Source organism: Nocardia terrae, assembly GCF_009760405.1.
Taxonomy (GTDB): domain Bacteria; phylum Actinomycetota; class Actinomycetes; order Mycobacteriales; family Mycobacteriaceae; genus Nocardia; species Nocardia terrae.
The window spans coordinates 145,138-161,336 of record NZ_WRPP01000014.1 but is presented as its reverse complement, the minus strand read 5'-3'; the positions used below and the strand labels follow the sequence as shown (position 1 = coordinate 161,336).

The window sequence follows — 16,199 nt, the reverse complement described above, 5'->3', positions numbered from 1 at the left end:
AGGAGTACTCGCATGTCCCGAAAGCGCAAGAATCCCGCCACCCTCAAAACCAGAAGGACCTTCGCCGGTCTCGCCCTCATCGCGGCCGTCGGGCTGCTCGCGATCGCGGCGATCCAAATGCTCGGCGCCGACAAGAAGCCCGATGAGCCGGTCGCCGCGCCGACCGAGACCAATCCCCTGTACGCGCAACTGGCGACGCTGGCCAAGCGCGATGCCCGCGATCCGCTGGCCCTGGGCCGCGCCGACGCCCCGGTCGTCATGGTCGAGTACTCGGATTTCCAGTGCCCGTTCTGCAAGGTCTTCGCCACCAAGATCGAACCCCAGCTCGTTTCCCAGTACGTCGACCAGGGCGTACTGCGCATCGAATGGCGCAGCCTGGCGATTTTCGGAGCCGAGTCCGAGGACGCGTCGCGGGCCGCGTGGGCGGCCGGACAGCAGGGCAAGTTCTGGGAGTACCACCGGGCGTTGTTCGATCACGCCCCCGAGAAGAAGAACACCGGCGCGTTCACCCGCGACAAGCTCGTCGATCTGGCGGGCGAGGCGGGCGTGCCCGATATCGAGAAGTTCCGCGCCGACCTCGCTTCTTCGGCCGCCACCGCGGCCGTACAGGCCGATGTGAACGAGGGCATCGGCATCGGCGTCAATTCCACCCCGGCGTTCCTCGTCAACGGCCGCCCGATTCTGGGCGCGCAGCCGATCGAGCAGTTCCGCGCGAGCATCGAGGCGGCGCGCGCCGCCACCGGGCAGGCCACGGAATGACCGGCGGCATCGGCTTTTTCGCGGCCTTCCTGGGCGGGCTGCTGGCACTGCTCAGCCCGTGCAGCGCGCTGCTGCTGCCCAGTTTCTTCGCCTACTCCTTCGAATCCCGGGGCCGACTGCTGGCCCGGACCGGCCTGTTCTACCTGGGCCTGTGCACCACCCTGGTCCCGCTCGGCGCGGCGGGCTCGCTGGCCGGTCGGGTACTGGTCGGGCATCGCGAGCTGCTCATCGCCATCGGCGGCTGGACCATCATCGTGCTCGGTGTCGTCCAAATCCTCGGCCGCGGTTTCGCTTTCGGCTTCGCCCAGCGCGCGGCCGCCGGGCGGGGCCGGCCCGAGCAGGCGGGCGCGGTCTACCTGCTCGGGCTGGTCTACGGCCTGGCCGGGTTCTGCGCGGGCCCGATCCTGGGCTCGATCCTCGCGGTCGCGGCCGTCGGCGGTTCCCCGGTCCAGGGCGGCCTGCTGCTCGCGGTCTACGCCCTGGGCCTGGCCGCCCCGCTGTTCGTCCTGGCCTCCCTCTGGGACCGCTTCGAGCTGGGCAGGCGAAAGTGGCTGCGCGGCCGCAGCTTCCGGCTCGGCCGCATCGATCTCCACACCACCTCGGTGCTGTCGGGGCTGTTCTTCATTGCCCTCGGCGTCCTGTTCCTCGCCTTCGACGGCACCGCGGCTCTACCCGGAATCCTCAGCGCCGACACCGAATTCGCGATGGAGAACCGAGTCCGCCGACTCGGCGACCTGGTGTCGAACACGACGGTGCTGCTGGTGCTCGGCGCGATCGCCCTGGGCGCGATCGCCTGGCGGCTGCTGCGCTCGGACCGCACCGAGGATCGCGAACCGGATCGGGAACCGGTGGGCTCGGAAACCTAGAACGTGCCCGCGACCGCCTTCAGGCGTTCCATGATCCGGTCGGCGGCCTTGCGGCGGCCCAGTCCGGCCACCGCGTCCAGGGCGGCCGCCACCCGCGCCTCACCCAGCGCCGGGCGATGCAGGTCGAGGTGAACGCTCCACTGCTGAGACGGATAGTCCTGACGTCCGAAGACTTTCGGCGTCAGGACCACCAGCTCCAGGGCGCTGTCAAGGTGCTGCCCGGTGGCGAGCAGGTAGCTTCCGATCGCGCAGCCCACCGCGCCGAGCTGCGGCAGATCGTAGAACTGGGCCAGCATGCGCAGGCTGACATCGATCAGGTCGGCCGCGGGGCGCGTCATCTCGTCGGCGCGGCCGTTCAGCACGTGCGCGTCGATGGCGGCGGCGACCAGGATCAGGGTCCCCGGTCCCGGCACACCGACATCGTGCGGCCAGTTCATGAGCGGCAGCATGTAGCGGAAGCGGCGCAGCCCGGTGTCGATATCCCCTTCGGCGAGTTCGACTTCCGCCATGGCGGCGGAGGCGGCGGCGAGGCGGTAATTCGGCTTCGTCACCGGAACGTCGAGCGGCAGGCCGCCGAGCGCGCGGAGCGCGGGTTCGAGCCCGCGCCGCGCCTCCGCCGGCTGCCCCGCACCGGCCAGTGTCACGGCGAGGAAGGAACGCATCTCCGCGGCCTCGTCCCAGGCCCGGAGATCCTCCAACAGGTCCACCGCGCGCCGGTAGTAGTCGACCGCCTGGGCGTAGCGCGCCGACTGGCCGTGCAAGCTCGCCAGATGCTGGCAGGTCATGGCGGTGCTCCAGGTGTCCCCGTCGCCATTGATGCGCAAGGCCGTCTCGCCGTCGCGCATCGATTGATGGACCAGGCCGATGTTCTCGCACAGATTGGCCCGCAACATCAGCGCGGCCATCTGGGTCATCCGGTCCGCTGATCGCACCCCGGCGCTGAGCCTGCGGCCCAGCTGGGTGGTGTTGCGGGGCTGGGTGACCAGTTCACCGAGGTAGCGGGAGACCGGACTCATGGGCGCGGCCGAGGCCAGGATCCGGCGGATGGCCGTCCTGACCCGGGCTATGCGGCGCAGGTCGCCGCCGAAGGACATGTGCAGGCCCAGCATCAACTGGCCGTAGACGTAGAGATCGGTCTCGGTCTCGACCCTCGGGTGGGTCTGCGGCGGCAGGGCGATGATGCGCGGTGACCAGCTGATCAGTTCGGCATGCGCCCCGCGCAGCACCCACAGCGCCGACAGGATCGGGAAGACCGTGTGCACGGTCTCGGTGTCGCGCCGCTCGAGCGCGTAGCGCAGCACCGCGAGGAGATTGTCCATCTCCGCGCCCATGTCGAGCGCCGCCGCCACCTGCTCGCCGCTCTGGTATCGGCGGGCCGCCGCCACCGCGATATCCCTGGCCCACTGGGACATTCGGTTCATCACCAGGTCGGATTCGCCGGTGAAGGCGAGCTGTTCCTCCCCGAATTCGCGGACCGTCTCCAGCATCCGGTAGCGGGTGCCGCCCTCGTCGTCTTCGAGCACGGTCAGCAACGACTGGCCGACCAGGCCGTCGACAGCCGTTGCGGGGTCGTCGATCTCGGCCCCGGACAGGACGGTCTCGGCGGCGGCGAGCGTGAATCCCGCTGAGAACCGGCACAATCGGCGCAATGCCACCCGCTGCGGCTCGTCCAGCAGGTTCCAGCTCCATTCGATCACCGCGTGCAGGGTGCGATGCCGCTGCGGCGAGCTGCGATCACCGGTGCGCAGCAATGCGAATCGGTGATCGAGCCGGGATTCGATCTCCTCGACGCTCATGGTGCGCACCCGCGCCGCCGCGAGTTCGATGGCCAGCGGCAGGCCGTCGAGGGTGCGGCAGAGCCGGGCGACCACCTCGGGATCCATCCGCACCGACGGCCGGACCGCGCGGGCCCGGGCCGCGAACAGATCGGTGGCGGGCGATCCGGCCGCGTCGATGGTCAACGGCGGCAAGGGATACACGGCCTCGGCCGTGATCTCCAGCGGTGCGCGACTGGTGGTGAGAATGGTCAGCTGATCGCTCACGCCGACCAGGTCGGCCACCATCTCCGCCACCGGCTCGATGAGGTGCTCACAGTTGTCGAGAATCAACAGGGTCGGGCCCACTCCGAGTGCGGCGCGCAGCCGCTGCCGGATGTCCCGCCCCTGGACCTGCCGCAGCAGATTCGTCTCGCGGCCCATGTCGGCGACGCCGAGGGTTGCCGCGATGGCGGCCTCGATCTCTAGCCGGGTATCGGCCGTGCTCTCCGGGTCGGCCCGCAGCGAGGCCAATTCCACCAGCACCACGGCGGTGTCGTGCGCCGTTCGCGCACCCAATTCGTTGGCGATCCGGGTCTTTCCGGTCCCACCCGGTCCGAGCACCGTCACCACTCGCGACGTACCGAGCAGCTCGAGCAACGCGGTCAGATCCGCTTCCCGCCCCAGCAGCGGATTCGGCGCGGCGCGCAATCCGATCGCCGCCTCGCCTACCTGTTGCCGCGCCACCGCCGCTTGCGCGAACCCGACTGCCCGAGAGTGCGCAGAGCCCGAGCCGTCACTGCCCGATCCGCGCCCGATGTTCTGCGAATTCCCCTGCGTACGAGACATTTCCGTGAATGCGGGCGTCGTACCGGCGGTCGTTGCCGGATATCCGGCCGGTCCGTCCCCGTCGTCCGGCACAGCGGAAAGTCCACGCGCCCCTACACCGGTCAGCACGTCCGGGCGATGGACACCACCGCGAGCCTCGGGCACGTGCGCGCCGGGGTCAGCCGCATCCGCCTCGGGATGCGACGACGTATACGACTGCGCCGCAGCACTATCCGTCGGCGATGCCGTGCCCGCCACGCGTCTCGATCCCACACCGGGCGTGATTCCCCGTGTCGGCTGTCCCGGCAGCGGTTCTCCGCGCAGGATGGCGGTATTCAATGCCACCAGCGCAGGACCCGGGTCCGCGCCGAGTTGGTCGACCAGGCGGGTGCGCAGGGTCGCGAAGACATCGAGGGCCTCGTTGGTGCGGCCCGCCGCGGCGAGCAGGCGCATGAGGGTGGCGTGGGCGGGCTCGTCGAACGGGTCGGCGGCCACGGCGTGCTGGGCCAGATCGATGGCGGCGGGCAGGTCGCCGACGGCTTCGCGGGCCGACAGTTCCAGGGCGTCGAGGGCGCGGCGGCGGGTCGCGGCGAGGGCGGCGAGCTCGTCGGCGACCGGGCCGGGCGGCAGATCGGCGGCCGGTTCGCCGCGCCACAGGGCGCGGGCGGCGGTCAGCAGGTCCAGGCAGGCGGGGTCGTCGCCGGCGGAATGGGCTTGGCGGGCTTGCTTTTCCAGCTGCCCCGCCAGGGTCAGGTCGACCTGGTCGGGGGCGAGGACCAGGCGGTATCCGGCCGGGCCGATCTCCAGTGCGCCCTCGGGCAGCGCGGAGCGCAGCCGGGAGACCTGGGTGTGCAGCGCGTTCATGGGCGCGCGCGGCGGGGTCTCACCCCAGATGTCGTCGATCAGCGCCTGGGCGCTGCGACTGCGGCCCGGGTGGGAGGCCAGGGCGGCGACCAGCAGGCGGGCCCGGGCTCCGGGTACGGCGGCGAGCGCACCGTCGCGCCGCAATGCGACCTCGCCCAGCAGGGCCACCAGGGTCGAGTCGCCCACGTTCGCCACCCGCGCGCTTCCCGTGCTGCTCGAACTGCCTTTTTCCGAATACATTCCTCGCCAATCGTAGGTGAGAGAGGGGACCGACGCCCGATCCGCCGGGCCGGTTGGACGGCCATCGGTCCGGCCCCCGGCTTACCCGACGCGCCCGGCCCGGCTCAACCGGATTTATCGAGGGCGGGCCGCGGTGGCACGCGAACGCCTACGCTCAGGACATGGCCGAATTCGACATTCACCGGGAAACGGTCATCAAGGCCGATCCCGTGCAGGTGCAGGCACTCATCGACGATTTTCACCAGTGGCGCAAATGGTCTCCGTGGGAGGACACGGACCCCGCCATGGAGCGCGTCTACAGCGGGGCCGATCGCGGCATCGGGGCCCGCTATTTCTGGAACGGCAATCGCAAGGCCGGGCGCGGCGACATGGAGATCACCTCGGCCACCTCCGAGGAGATCGGCATCCAGCTGAACTTCGAGAAGCCGTTCAAGGCGAGCAACCAGGTCACCTTCGAGTTCCGCCCGGCGGGCGACACCACCGCGGTGACCTGGCGCATGACCGGTCACCAGAACGGGATCATGGCGATCGTCGGCAAGCTCGTGCCGATGGATCGCCTGGTGGGCAAGGATTTCGAGAAGGGTCTGGCCCAGCTCAAGGCCGCCGCCGAGGCCTGACCCCCGCCCCGGCGCGCGAGCCCTGTCACTCGGGTGGGCGCGGCCGCCGGTCCTCGCATTACGCTGCGATGCATGGCTACAGCAGCGCAGTGGATCGAGGGCGCGCGGCCGCGCACCCTGCCCAACGCCATCGCCCCGGTGCTGGCGGGGACGGGGGCGGCCGTCTCGATCGGGGGGTTCGTGTGGTGGAAAGCGATACTGTGCCTGCTGCTTTCGGTGGCCCTGATCATCGGCGTCAACTACGCCAACGACTACTCCGACGGCATTCGCGGCACCGATGACGAACGGGTCGGCCCGCTGCGGCTGGTCGGTTCCAAGCTGGCCACCCCAGCGTCGGTCCGCAATGCCGCCGTCGCCTGCCTGTCGCTGGGCGCGGTGATCGGCCTGGTGCTGGTCGCCACCAGCGCCTGGTGGCTGATCCTGGTGGGCGCGGGTTGCCTGGCCGGGGCCTGGTTCTACACCGGCGGCCGGAACCCGTACGGCTACAGCGGTTTCGGTGAGATCGCGGTATTCGTGTTCTTCGGCCTGGTCGCGGTGCTGGGCACCGAGTTCGTGCAGGCCGGCCGGGTGGATTGGGCCGGGCTGGCGTGCGCGGTGGCGGTCGGCTCGTTCTCCAGCGCGGTGCTGGTCACCAACAACCTGCGCGACATTCCCACCGATACCGAGTCCGGCAAGCTGACCCTGGCCGTGCGCCTGGGTGACACGCGCACCCGCACACTGCATCTGGTGCTGCTGGCGGTGCCGTTCCTGGCGAGCCTGGTGCTGGTGGCGCGCACCCCGTGGGCGCTGGCCGGGCTGATCGCCCTGCCGCTGGCGTTCAAGGCCAATGAGCCGGTGCGGTCCGGCAAGAACGGGCCGGGTCTGATTCCCGCCCTGGCCGGTACCGGTCTGGCGATGCTGGTCTGGGCCGTCCTGACCGCCGTCGCGCTGACGATCTCCGGGCTCTAGTCCCGGTCGGGGACGGCCTAGTCGTTGTCGGGTACGAGGACGCCGAGCACCCAGTTCACCACCGAGACGATGATGCCGCCGAGGACCGCGGCCCAGAAGCCGTCCACCCGCAGGCCGTAATCCGTGGTGCCGGTGATCTTCGCGGTCAGCCACAGCATGAGCGCGTTGATCACCAGCAGGAACAGGCCCAGCGAGACCACGATGAACGGGAACGAGAGCACCTTCACCAGCGGCTTCACCAGGGTGTTCACCAGGGCGAACACGACGGTGATGGCGGCGATCACCAGGATCTTGCTCGAGGTGGTGTCTTCGGGGGTCTTGATCTCGATGCCGTGCACCCAGGCAGCGGCCAGCCAGATCGCCACGCCGTTGATCAGCAGACGGATGAGGAGCGTCGTCATGCCCCCGATCGTAGGGCGAGATCATCGGGGAGGCCGGATATCCGGGGTGCGGCGCGGTGCCGATCAGGCCGCGCGGTCCAGGTAGCCGGTCACCGCGTCGCGCAGCGTGTGCTGCGCGGTCTCGTCCCCGAGCAGGCGGCGGGTGACGTCGTTGGGCGCGCGCAGCACGGCCAGCATCAGGTGCGCGGCCTCGATGTGGTCGTCCTTGCGTGCCAGCGCCTCGCGCAGGGACAGCTCGATGACCTTCTTGGATTCCTTGGTGAACGGAATGTGGCCGCGCGGGCCGCCTTCCGCGCCCCAGTACTTGCCCCAGCGCCATTTCCCTTGTGGCACATCGGCTCGATCGAGGGCGTTCTCGCCGAAGGTGGCCTCCAGGCTCTCGCGCACGGCGTCGAGGTCGATGCCGATGGATCGCAGGGCCGCGGCGTCCTCCTCGCCGAGGGGTTCGCCGGTCCGCTTGCGGGCCAGGGCCTCTCGCACCGTGTCGGCGGTGAGCCCGTGCGCGGCAAGGATTTCCCGCAGGCCCGTGTCCGGGGCGACGAGCAGTCCCAGCAGCACGTGCTCGACCTCGATGGTCGACGAGCACAGCTCCCGGGCTTCCTCCTGCGCCATGACGATCGCGAATTTGGCCGCCTTGTCGAATCGTTCGAACATCAGCGGATACCGCCCTTCCGGTTGTACTTCTGGTGGACCGCCTGCCGGCTGACCTCGAGCGCGTCGGCGATGGCCTGCCAGGACCAGCCCTGGGTGCGGGCATTGGTGACCTGAATGGCTTCGAGCCGCTCGAGCAACCGGCGCAGTGCGAGCACCGCGCGGAGCCCGACCTGGGGGTCGGGGCTGCCGGCGGCGGCCGCCAGAGTCGTTGCTTCACTCATGAGTGTCAATTTACGTTGACATTCACGGCGCGTCAACGAAAATTGACACATCCGGAAGGGTGTTCGCCGTCAGCGGACATCACGTGACGACGGAGACGAGAGCAGGTGGGGCGAGTGTCGTTCAGCCCCAAGGAGTGAAGGGCGCGAACTCGCGAACCGAGTCCGACCAGTCCCAGATGGTGTCCGGATCGACGGGCACACCACCCTGCAACTGCAGCCGCCAGCCCTGCGGTCCCTTCTCCCAGATGTCACCGTCCCGGTCCCGGTACAGCCCGAAAGCCGCGGGCTCCCAGGCATTGCCGACCTCACCGTACTTCGACCGCGCACGCAGGCCACGCACCGAGGAGATGACCCAGGGCCCGACTGTGACATTGACATCTAGAACCGGCCGCGGTTGCTGCCCCAATTTTTCTCCTGTTTGTTGTTGTTCCAAACTATTGGAGCAGAACGGATTACCGTGCCGCTCCTCACCCGGAGACCACAGCAGGATCCGTCGGCAACCGAGCGTGTACCCGACGGCCATACTAGTAAGGTCAGCCTAAATAAATGGATGGAGTTCCCACGTTCGGCGAGTACATTCGCCAGCGTCGCACCACCGCGAATCTCACGCGTCCACAACTGGCCTGGTTGGCCAACCTCTCGGTCCCCTACCTGACCAAGATCGAAGGCGGCGCCAACCCCTCGCGCCGCGTGATCGAATCCCTCGGCACCGCACTGAAACTGCCGCCCGCCGAATTCGAGTACGCCCTGGTGCTGGCCGAAGGCCCGCTCCCCCGGGTCGAGGCCGACCACCCCACCCCGGCCGACCAGGAGTACCTGGACCTGCTCAACCCCGCGATCGGCGCCTACATCACCGAGCTCTACGACATCGTCGCGGTCAATGCCGCGCACCAGGAGTTCTTCCGCGAGCTCGAGCCCGGCACCAACTACCTGGAATGGCTCATCTTCAATCCGATCGCGCGCACCGTGATGGTGAACTGGGACGCCGAGACCCGGATGGCGGCCAGCCGCTTCCGCCTGCAACTGGCCCGCAGCGGCGAGAACGAACGCGGCGCGCAGATTCTCGGGAAGTGCCTCACCGATTCGGACTTCGCGCTGATGTGGCGTTCCGACGCGGTCGCGTCCGAGCGCCTGCATCTGGTCAAGCTGGTCCGCGATCCACAGACGCTGTCCATCACCGAGTTGCGGATCAATATGTGGCGGACCCAATCGACCCTGCAGTCGTGGATGTTGGTGCTCGGCACTCCGGTCGATCAGCCCGCCGCGGTGACCCGTCCGGTGGTGCGCCAGCGGCCCGAAACGTCAAGCCCTATTAACACCATCCGAGGCGAAGAAAACCGACCGGTGACCTCGGAACCCACTGCGCAAGCTAACGACCCGACCCCGACAAAACCGCTACAGCAAATAAATGGCAATCTTCTCGATGGGTGATCAACGGTTATCGACCGACCCGTCGTGCCGTGCGAAAACTAGCCCGACCAAGTACCGGTGGCGATGAATTCGGTCAGGACCGCGGTCGGCTCGATCAAGCTCAGCCCCTGGTCGGCAACCCATTCGTCATTGAAATAGGTTCCGGCATAACGGTCTCCGCCGTCGCACAGGAGCGTCACCACACTGCCGGTACGGTCCGCGGCGATCATGTCGGCAATCAGGGCAAAGGCACCCCACAGGTTGGTCCCCGTCGACCCGCCCACCCGGCGGCCGAGCACCGCACTGGCATGCCGGGCGGTCGCCACCGAGGCGGCGTCGGGCACCTCGACCATGCAATCCACGACGCTCGGCACGAAGGAGGGCTCCACCCGCGGTCGCCCGATACCCTCGATCCGCGACGGCATTCCGGTCTGATACCCGAGGTCAGCGACCTCGTAGCCGCCGTAAAAGGCCGAGTTCTCCGGATCCACCACCGCCAGTCGGGTCGCGTGCCGCTTGTAGCGCAGGTAGCGGCCGATGGTCGCGCTGGTGCCGCCGGTCCCCGCGCCCACCACCACCCACTCCGGCACCGGATGGGTCTCCAAAGTCATCTGCTGGAAGATGGATTCGGCGATGTTGTTGTTGCCGCGCCAGTCGGTGGCCCGCTCGGCGTTGGTGAACTGGTCCATGTAGTGGCCGCCGGTCTCGTCGGCCAAACGGGCTGCCTCCGCATAGATATCGGGGGCCCGGTCGACCAGATGGCAGCGCCCGCCCTGCGCCTCGATGAGCGCGAGCTTCTCCGGTGAGGTCTTGGCCGGCACCACGGCCACGAAGTCCAGGCCCAGCATCCTGGCGAAATACGCCTCGCTGATGGCGGTCGAGCCCGAGGAAGCCTCCACCACCGTGGTGCCCTCCGTGACCCAGCCGTTGCAGATGGCGTACAGGAACAGCGATCTCGCCAGGCGGTGTTTGAGACTGCCTGTCGGGTGTGTGGATTCGTCCTTCAGATAGAGCTGAACGCCCCACTCCTCGGGCAGCGGATACCTCAGCAAATGGGTATCGGCGCTGCGCTGGGTGTCGGCGTCGATGAGGCGGACGGCATTGTCGACCCAGGCCCGGGGTGCGCTGCGATCGCAGCGCTTCACTGCTCGTCCCGGCCCTGCAGGCGCGACCGCAGCTGGTCGCGTTCCTTGCGGCGGTTGGCGTCGAACGCGCCGATGTCCTTGTTGACCTGCGTGCGCAGCTTCTTGAACAGCAGCAGCGACAGCGGCATGGCGATGAGCAGCGCGAACAGCAGAGCCACGATGAGCGGGATGGCCACGTGCACGACGGCGGCCACACCCATGATGATCGCGGCGATGACGGCGACCATTCCGAGCCGGGCGACCGTGTAGAGGGCCAAGTTTCGGGCCAGGCGGCGGCCCGCACCGTCGGTCGGGGTTGCGTCACTCACGCAGAACAGCGTAGGTGACCGGGTCCCGGCCGCCGCCGGTGACCCAGAGGTCGCTGGATGTTCGCTGCGCGGAATTCAAACGTGACCGTAAACACATAACGGATATCCGTTTTGTCTATTACTTCCCCTTTACCAAAGCGAGACCGTTCGAACACCCGAGGGGTGCAGTGCAACGATGTCGCTACTGATGAGGGATCTGTCGAAACGGAAAGGTTTGCGAATGACTGCGTTCACCGCGCCGAGCCGCGCATTGGGTTCCGTCTCCGGCCAGGACACTCTGCTTACCCCTGGCCAGGTCGCCGCCCTGTTCCACGTCGATCCGAAGACCGTGACCCGCTGGGCTCACGCAGGTCGGCTCGGCTCCCTGCGGACACCGGGCGGTCACCGCCGGTTCCGCGAATCCGAAGTCATGCAACTCCTGCGGTCCCTCACCACCGAGGCCACCCGCGTGTAACACCGATTCATCAGGATTACCGCACGCTTCACGTGCCTCGGGTACGCACTCGGATTACCCTCGTTGTCAGGAGGTGAGCGACGTGACGTACCTGTTGGCACTCATCGCGGTCGTGGCCATCGCGATGCTGTGCTGGAAGGCTTTCGGACCCCAGCGATCGGCCGGCACCGGCCCAGCACCCACTCGGCGCAACCGCATCATCGGTCCAGAAGACGATCCGGATTTCCTCGCAAAGCTCTCCCGAGAGCATCGCGATGGCGAATCCACCTGATTCATCGAAGCTTGCCAACCAGTTAGCTATAGAGACAAATGTGACCGTCCCCCGCGGAACCGCGCCAGCGCACTCCGCGGGGGACGCGTCGTTTTCGACACCGCGTCTCAGGCGAAAACCAGCTCCGGAATGCTCGACATGAGCTCGCCGAACCGACGGTCTACAACCACCTCACCGACAATTCGGGATGAGTCGGGCGGAGGTTAGGCCGGGAAGCGGTGTCGCACAAGATCGATGGCGGCGCGCGACATCCGGTCGAAGGGCTCGATGGTTCCCTCCGCACGGCAGAGGACGTGTGCGCCCTGCAGCAGGGTGAGCAGGGTGGTGGCCAGATCGGTCGCCGCGGGCGGTTCGACACCGGCGGCGGTGAGTCGCTCGGCCAGAGTCGTTGTCCAGGAATCGAATGCGGTCGCGGCCACGGTGCGCAGGTCGCCGCTGTCCGGATCGACGGTGACGGCCGCGACCGCGCAGCCCGCGCCGCGAGCGGATTCCGCCACCACCGGGCGGACCAGTTCCAGGAAGGCTTCGACCAGAACCTGCGGGCCGGGAGCGGGGAGCGCGGCGAGGCGTTCGCGGACCTGGTCGCCGTTGCGCGCGGCGGCGCTGGCCACCAATTCGGCCTTGCCGCCGGGGAAGTGGTGATAGATCGCGCCGCGGGCCGCGCCGCTGGCCTCGAGGACTGCGGTGAAGGACATGCCCGCGACGCCCTTCTTCTGCAGTGCGTCGATGGCCGCGTCGATCATCCGGTCCCGTGTCGTCGCCGCCATGTTTTCCTCCCACCGTTGACTAGTACGGCCATACTAGTACACACTCGAATCGCTAGTACGTACGTACTAGCGCGACGAGAACGGAGAAACCCGTGCCCATCACCGTGACCGCACCCCGCGGCGTCCTCAGTCCCCGCGGCGAACGCGACGTCCTGCCCGCCCTCTCCGCCGCCCTCGCCGAGATCAGCGGCGGCACCGGCAACGACTTCTTCACCGGAATCATCGGCGGCACAGTGCATCTGCTGCCCGCGTCGGACATCTACGCCGGTGGCGTGAACCGGCCGATCGTCATGGTCGAGCTCAAACTGCCCAATATCGGGCTGCCGGATCCGGCCGCCCGGGCCGCGTTCATCGTCGCGGCCACCGATATCGTCGACGGGCTCACCGTCGAAGGCCATGCGCGCGAAGACATCTGGGTCAATATCCTCAACGCGCCCGACGGTGCGTGGGGCATCGGCGGGCGTGCCTACACCGGCGAAGCCCTGATCGCCGCGGTCACCGCCGCCGCGCAGTGAGACGGACCCGGGCGGGGCGAGCCGCTATCTCGCCCCGCCCGGGCCGCGTCGTCACTGTCCCGGACCGGCGGTCAGTTGGTGACCGCGTCCTCTTCGGCCTTGCGCCGCATGTTCTCGGCGACCTCGGCCTCCCAGGCTTGGTTGGCCTTGGTGGTGTCGACCTCGAATTCGAAGCGCTGCACCGCCTTCGGGTCGATGTCGGCGACGTCCACGTAGAACTGGTCGTACCAGCGACGCAGCTGGTAGACCGGCCCGTCCTCCTCGGTCAGCAGCGGATTCTCGATCTTGGACTTGTGCTTCCAGATCTCGACGTCCTGCAGGAAGCCCTCGCCGATCCCCTTGGTCATCTTCTTCGCGATCCGATCGGCCGCGTCATCGTCCACACCGGTCGGCTTGCGCACCGACATGCCGTACTGCAGCACGAAGGCGTCCTGCGAGATCGGGTAGTGGCAGTTGATCAGGACGGTCTCGAGCTCGAAGCCGCTGTAGTTGTTGAGCAGCGGATTGACCATGTAGGACGGACCGAAGTAGGACGCCACCGACTTCAGCGTGGAATTGCCGCCGTACTGGGTGGCCATGCCCTTGTCCGGGCGGGCCGTGGAATCCAGGTACTGCGTCGCGATATGCCCCTCGAAGACGTTCTTGAAGAAGGTCGGGTACGCGAAGTGGATGTAGAAGAAGTGCGCCATGTCCACGACGTTGTCGATGATCTCGCGGCAGTTGGAGCCCTCGATCACCATGGACTCCCATGTCCATTCGGTCCAGCCGTCGCCGAGGGTTTCCGATCCGCTGCCGTCGGCATTGGTGTACGGGCCCTCGATATAGGGGATGGTCACCTCGTCGGTCGGCGGATTGCCCTCGTGGTCGTGCCACACGAACAGCTGATCGTTGCGCTCCAACGTGATCCACGAGCGGGTCCGCGCCAGCGGGGGCACGCGCCGCGCGTAGGGGATCCCGGTGCACTTGCCATTGCCGCCCCAGCGCCAGTCGTGGAACGGGCAGGCGATCGAATCACCCTTGATCTCACCCATGCTCAGATCGCCGCCGAGGTGGCGGCAGTAGGAATCGAGCACGTGCAACTCGCCCTTGCTGTCGGCGAACACCACGAGCTTGGTGCCGAACGCCGAAACCTGATGCGGCTTCCCGTCCCGATACGTCTTGGCGAGCCCGAGACAGTGCCAGCCGCGCGCGTAGCGCGTCGGCGCGGTACCCACATCGATCTCTCGCACCTTGCCGACCCGACCCTGCGGCGCCATTGCCATGATGACTCCCGTTTCGAAAACTAGAACGTGTTCTAATCACTGACGCTTAATACGGTACAACGCCCCGGTACTCATCGGTAGGGCTCATTGGAAAGAGCTTCTTTCTCACCGCCGATCCGAACCGGCGCGGACCGTCCGGGCAAGCCCCGGAAACGCCGGGGGCGACCGATCTTCACAAACCGGCTATTCTGCAGCTGATCGACGCCCGGCACAGCCGAAATTCGGTTTCCGCCGGGCGTCTTTGTCGTCTCTGGAGGATTGATGGCCACCACCGATACGGCGCCCCAGATGGGCGCGGTCGAACCCGTCGCCGCGCCACCGCCGTTCGCCTGGAAGGGCGTGCTGGCCGTCTCCCTCGGCTTCGCCGCCGTCATGGGCATCGCCGCGGCGCGAATCAACTTCTTCGGTGACGAGCTGTACTTCCTCGCGGCCGGGCGGCGGCTGGCCTGGGCGTACCCGGATCAGGGTCCGCTGGCGCCGTTCGTCGCGCACATCATGGATCTGATCGCGCCGGGTTCGGTACTGGGACTGCGGATTCCAGCGCTGTTGCTGATGGCGGCCGCGGCGGTGGTCTCGGCGGCGACCGCACGGGAGCTCGGCGCCGCACCGCGGTACCAGATCCTCGCCGCCCTCGGCTACGCCGTCTCACCGCTGGCCTTCGACCAGATCCAGCTGATCACACTGACTTTCGACATCCCGCTCCAGGCGCTGATCGTCTACCTGCTGATCCGCTGGGTGCGCACCCGTCAGGACTGGCTGCTGATCGCCGCCGGGGTCGCGGCCGCGCTGGCCTTCCAGGCCAAGTGGATGGTGCCGGGCGTGTGGGCGATGCTCGGCATCGGCGTCCTGATCGCCGGCCCGCGCGAGGTGCTGCGCCGCCCCGCCCTCTATATCGGCACCCTGATCATGGTCGTCGCCATGATTCCCGGCATCATCTGGCAGACCCAGCACGGCTGGGTGGAATCCCAGATGACCGAGATCATCGCCCAGGAACAGCACGCCGCCAACACCGGCCCGCTGATCTGCGCGATCGAGATCGCCTTCCAGTGCGGCCTGATCGGCGGCCTGCTCAGCATCTTCGGCCTGTGGGGCCTGGTCCGCCTGGAAGCCTTGCGCCCCTACCGTTTCGCCCTCATCGCGGGTCTGATCCTGCTCACGGTGGTGCTGGTCGAGAACGGCCGCTCCTACTACATCGCGGGCTTCTGGCCCGCCCTCCTGGGTGCGGGCGCGTACGCCCTCGGCACCGTCGAGGCCAAGCGCCTCATCGCCCGCTGGGTCAACGCCGTGGCTGTCCTGTCCGCGGTCCTGTTCACCGTCTGGATGATCGAGGTCCCGGTCACCCAGGCCTGGATCCCCCTCCCCAAGAGCCTGACCACGAAGGGCCCGATCACCGACCAAGCCCAATACTGGATCCGCGAATCCTGGTTCGGCCCAGACGGTTACACCACCTTCACCTCCGCCGTGAACGACGCCGTGAAGTCCCTCCCGGAGTCCGAGCGCGCCAACACCGCGGTAGTAGCCGCCGCCTACGTCCAAGCAAGCGCCCTGGAAGAATTCGGCCGCGACTACAACCTCCCCCCGATCTACTCCCCCAACCGAGGCTGGGGCTACTTCGGCCCACCCTCCGACTCCGCCCGCACCATCGTCTACCTTTCCGTAGACGGCGTAGGCGACAAGGACTTCCTCTCGAAGTTCGCCTCCACCACCGAAGTCCGCAAGATCAACGACCCCAACGGACTCCCCGGCCTGGAACGCCTCATGACCGTCTACATCTGCCGCGACCCCCTGAAGCCCTGGTCCGAAGTCTGGCCCGGCCTCCAAACCCTCACCTTCCCGAGCGGTATCTGACCAACCCGCAGCAAAGTTACTTATCGATGCTTCAAATTCCTGCTAGCCTGCGTCAGTTCCCATGACA

The 16,199-nt window shown here is 67.8% G+C and carries 18 protein-coding genes; 9 read left to right on the top strand and 9 right to left on the bottom strand.

Features of this window, described 5'->3' with window-relative positions; all coding sequences use genetic code 11:
* Positions 1-12: 12 nt before the first annotated feature.
* Both GPX89_RS41365 and GPX89_RS41360 read left to right on the top strand, forming a co-directional pair.
* On the top strand, positions 13-759 hold the full coding sequence (locus tag GPX89_RS41365) for a DsbA family protein (RefSeq protein WP_157393228.1): 747 nt from the start codon (positions 13-15) through the stop codon (positions 757-759).
* Positions 756-1,625 (top strand): cytochrome c biogenesis CcdA family protein, encoded by an 870-nt coding sequence (locus GPX89_RS41360; RefSeq protein WP_157393227.1) that lies wholly within the window; start codon positions 756-758, stop codon positions 1,623-1,625. The genes GPX89_RS41365 and GPX89_RS41360 overlap by 4 nt, the downstream gene beginning before the upstream one ends.
* On the opposite strand, the gene GPX89_RS44105 is transcribed toward GPX89_RS41360, so the two are convergent.
* The gene (locus GPX89_RS44105) at positions 1,622-5,311 is read right to left on the bottom strand and encodes an AfsR/SARP family transcriptional regulator (RefSeq protein WP_198347835.1); all 3,690 of its coding nucleotides are present in this window, start codon (positions 5,309-5,311) and stop codon (positions 1,622-1,624) included. The two genes, GPX89_RS41360 and GPX89_RS44105, sit on opposite strands and share 4 nt — an antisense overlap.
* A 161-nt stretch (positions 5,312-5,472) precedes the next feature.
* Between GPX89_RS44105 and GPX89_RS41350 the strand changes: the two genes are divergently transcribed.
* On the top strand, positions 5,473-5,928 hold the full coding sequence (locus GPX89_RS41350; RefSeq protein WP_157393226.1) for an SRPBCC family protein: 456 nt from the start codon (positions 5,473-5,475) through the stop codon (positions 5,926-5,928).
* 72 nt (positions 5,929-6,000) lie between these two features.
* On the top strand, positions 6,001-6,876 hold the full coding sequence (locus tag GPX89_RS41345) for a 1,4-dihydroxy-2-naphthoate polyprenyltransferase (protein WP_157393225.1): 876 nt from the start codon (positions 6,001-6,003) through the stop codon (positions 6,874-6,876).
* 17 nt (positions 6,877-6,893) lie between these two features.
* Here the strand turns inward: GPX89_RS41345 and GPX89_RS41340 are convergent, their stop codons facing one another.
* From GPX89_RS41340 to GPX89_RS41325, 4 genes are all read right to left on the bottom strand, one after another.
* Positions 6,894-7,277, bottom strand: coding sequence for a phage holin family protein (locus GPX89_RS41340; RefSeq protein ID WP_157393224.1), 384 nt, complete (start codon positions 7,275-7,277; stop codon positions 6,894-6,896).
* Positions 7,278-7,340: 63 nt separating this feature from the next.
* A complete protein-coding gene (locus tag GPX89_RS41335) occupies positions 7,341-7,931 on the bottom strand; it encodes a Clp protease N-terminal domain-containing protein (protein WP_157393223.1) in 591 nt (196 codons plus the stop codon).
* Positions 7,931-8,152 carry a helix-turn-helix domain-containing protein gene (locus tag GPX89_RS41330; protein WP_147207290.1) on the bottom strand — a complete coding sequence of 74 codons (222 nt, stop codon included), beginning with the start codon at positions 8,150-8,152 and terminating at the stop codon, positions 7,931-7,933. The genes GPX89_RS41335 and GPX89_RS41330 overlap by 1 nt, the downstream gene beginning before the upstream one ends.
* 121 nt (positions 8,153-8,273) lie before the next feature.
* Positions 8,274-8,558, bottom strand: coding sequence for a hypothetical protein (locus GPX89_RS41325; RefSeq protein WP_157393222.1), 285 nt, complete (start codon positions 8,556-8,558; stop codon positions 8,274-8,276).
* 140 nt (positions 8,559-8,698) lie between these two features.
* Here GPX89_RS41325 and GPX89_RS41320 point away from each other — a divergent pair, with 140 nt between their 5' ends.
* A complete protein-coding gene (locus GPX89_RS41320; RefSeq protein WP_157393221.1) occupies positions 8,699-9,583 on the top strand; it encodes a helix-turn-helix domain-containing protein in 885 nt (294 codons plus the stop codon).
* A gap of 38 nt (positions 9,584-9,621) precedes the next feature.
* Here GPX89_RS41320 and cds1 read toward each other — a convergent pair whose 3' ends face one another.
* Positions 9,622-10,707: an L-cysteine desulfhydrase Cds1 gene (gene cds1 / locus GPX89_RS41315; protein ID WP_328602905.1), complete on the bottom strand. Its 1,086-nt coding sequence runs from the start codon at positions 10,705-10,707 to the stop codon at positions 9,622-9,624.
* Positions 10,704-11,015 carry a DUF4229 domain-containing protein gene (locus tag GPX89_RS41310; protein ID WP_328602904.1) on the bottom strand — a complete coding sequence of 104 codons (312 nt, stop codon included), beginning with the start codon at positions 11,013-11,015 and terminating at the stop codon, positions 10,704-10,706. Before GPX89_RS41310 ends, cds1 begins: the two co-directional genes overlap by 4 nt.
* A 220-nt stretch (positions 11,016-11,235) precedes the next feature.
* Here GPX89_RS41310 and GPX89_RS41305 point away from each other — a divergent pair, with 220 nt between their 5' ends.
* Positions 11,236-11,469: a BldC family transcriptional regulator gene (locus GPX89_RS41305; RefSeq protein ID WP_045438682.1), complete on the top strand. Its 234-nt coding sequence runs from the start codon at positions 11,236-11,238 to the stop codon at positions 11,467-11,469.
* A 73-nt stretch (positions 11,470-11,542) separates the two neighbouring features.
* Positions 11,543-11,740 carry a hypothetical protein gene (locus GPX89_RS41300; protein WP_157393220.1) on the top strand — a complete coding sequence of 66 codons (198 nt, stop codon included), beginning with the start codon at positions 11,543-11,545 and terminating at the stop codon, positions 11,738-11,740.
* A gap of 203 nt (positions 11,741-11,943) precedes the next feature.
* Here GPX89_RS41300 and GPX89_RS41295 read toward each other — a convergent pair whose 3' ends face one another.
* On the bottom strand, positions 11,944-12,507 hold the full coding sequence (locus tag GPX89_RS41295) for a TetR/AcrR family transcriptional regulator (RefSeq protein WP_157393219.1): 564 nt from the start codon (positions 12,505-12,507) through the stop codon (positions 11,944-11,946).
* A gap of 92 nt (positions 12,508-12,599) precedes the next feature.
* Between GPX89_RS41295 and GPX89_RS41290 the strand changes: the two genes are divergently transcribed.
* Entirely contained in the window at positions 12,600-13,022 is a 423-nt protein-coding gene (locus GPX89_RS41290) for a hypothetical protein (protein WP_328602903.1), read from the top strand.
* 71 nt (positions 13,023-13,093) lie between these two features.
* Here GPX89_RS41290 and GPX89_RS41285 read toward each other — a convergent pair whose 3' ends face one another.
* Entirely contained in the window at positions 13,094-14,284 is a 1,191-nt protein-coding gene (locus tag GPX89_RS41285; protein WP_157393218.1) for a Rieske 2Fe-2S domain-containing protein, read from the bottom strand.
* A gap of 261 nt (positions 14,285-14,545) precedes the next feature.
* Here GPX89_RS41285 and GPX89_RS41280 point away from each other — a divergent pair, with 261 nt between their 5' ends.
* Entirely contained in the window at positions 14,546-16,132 is a 1,587-nt protein-coding gene (locus GPX89_RS41280) for a glycosyltransferase family 39 protein (RefSeq protein WP_157393217.1), read from the top strand.
* The last annotated feature ends 67 nt before the right edge of the window (positions 16,133-16,199 follow it).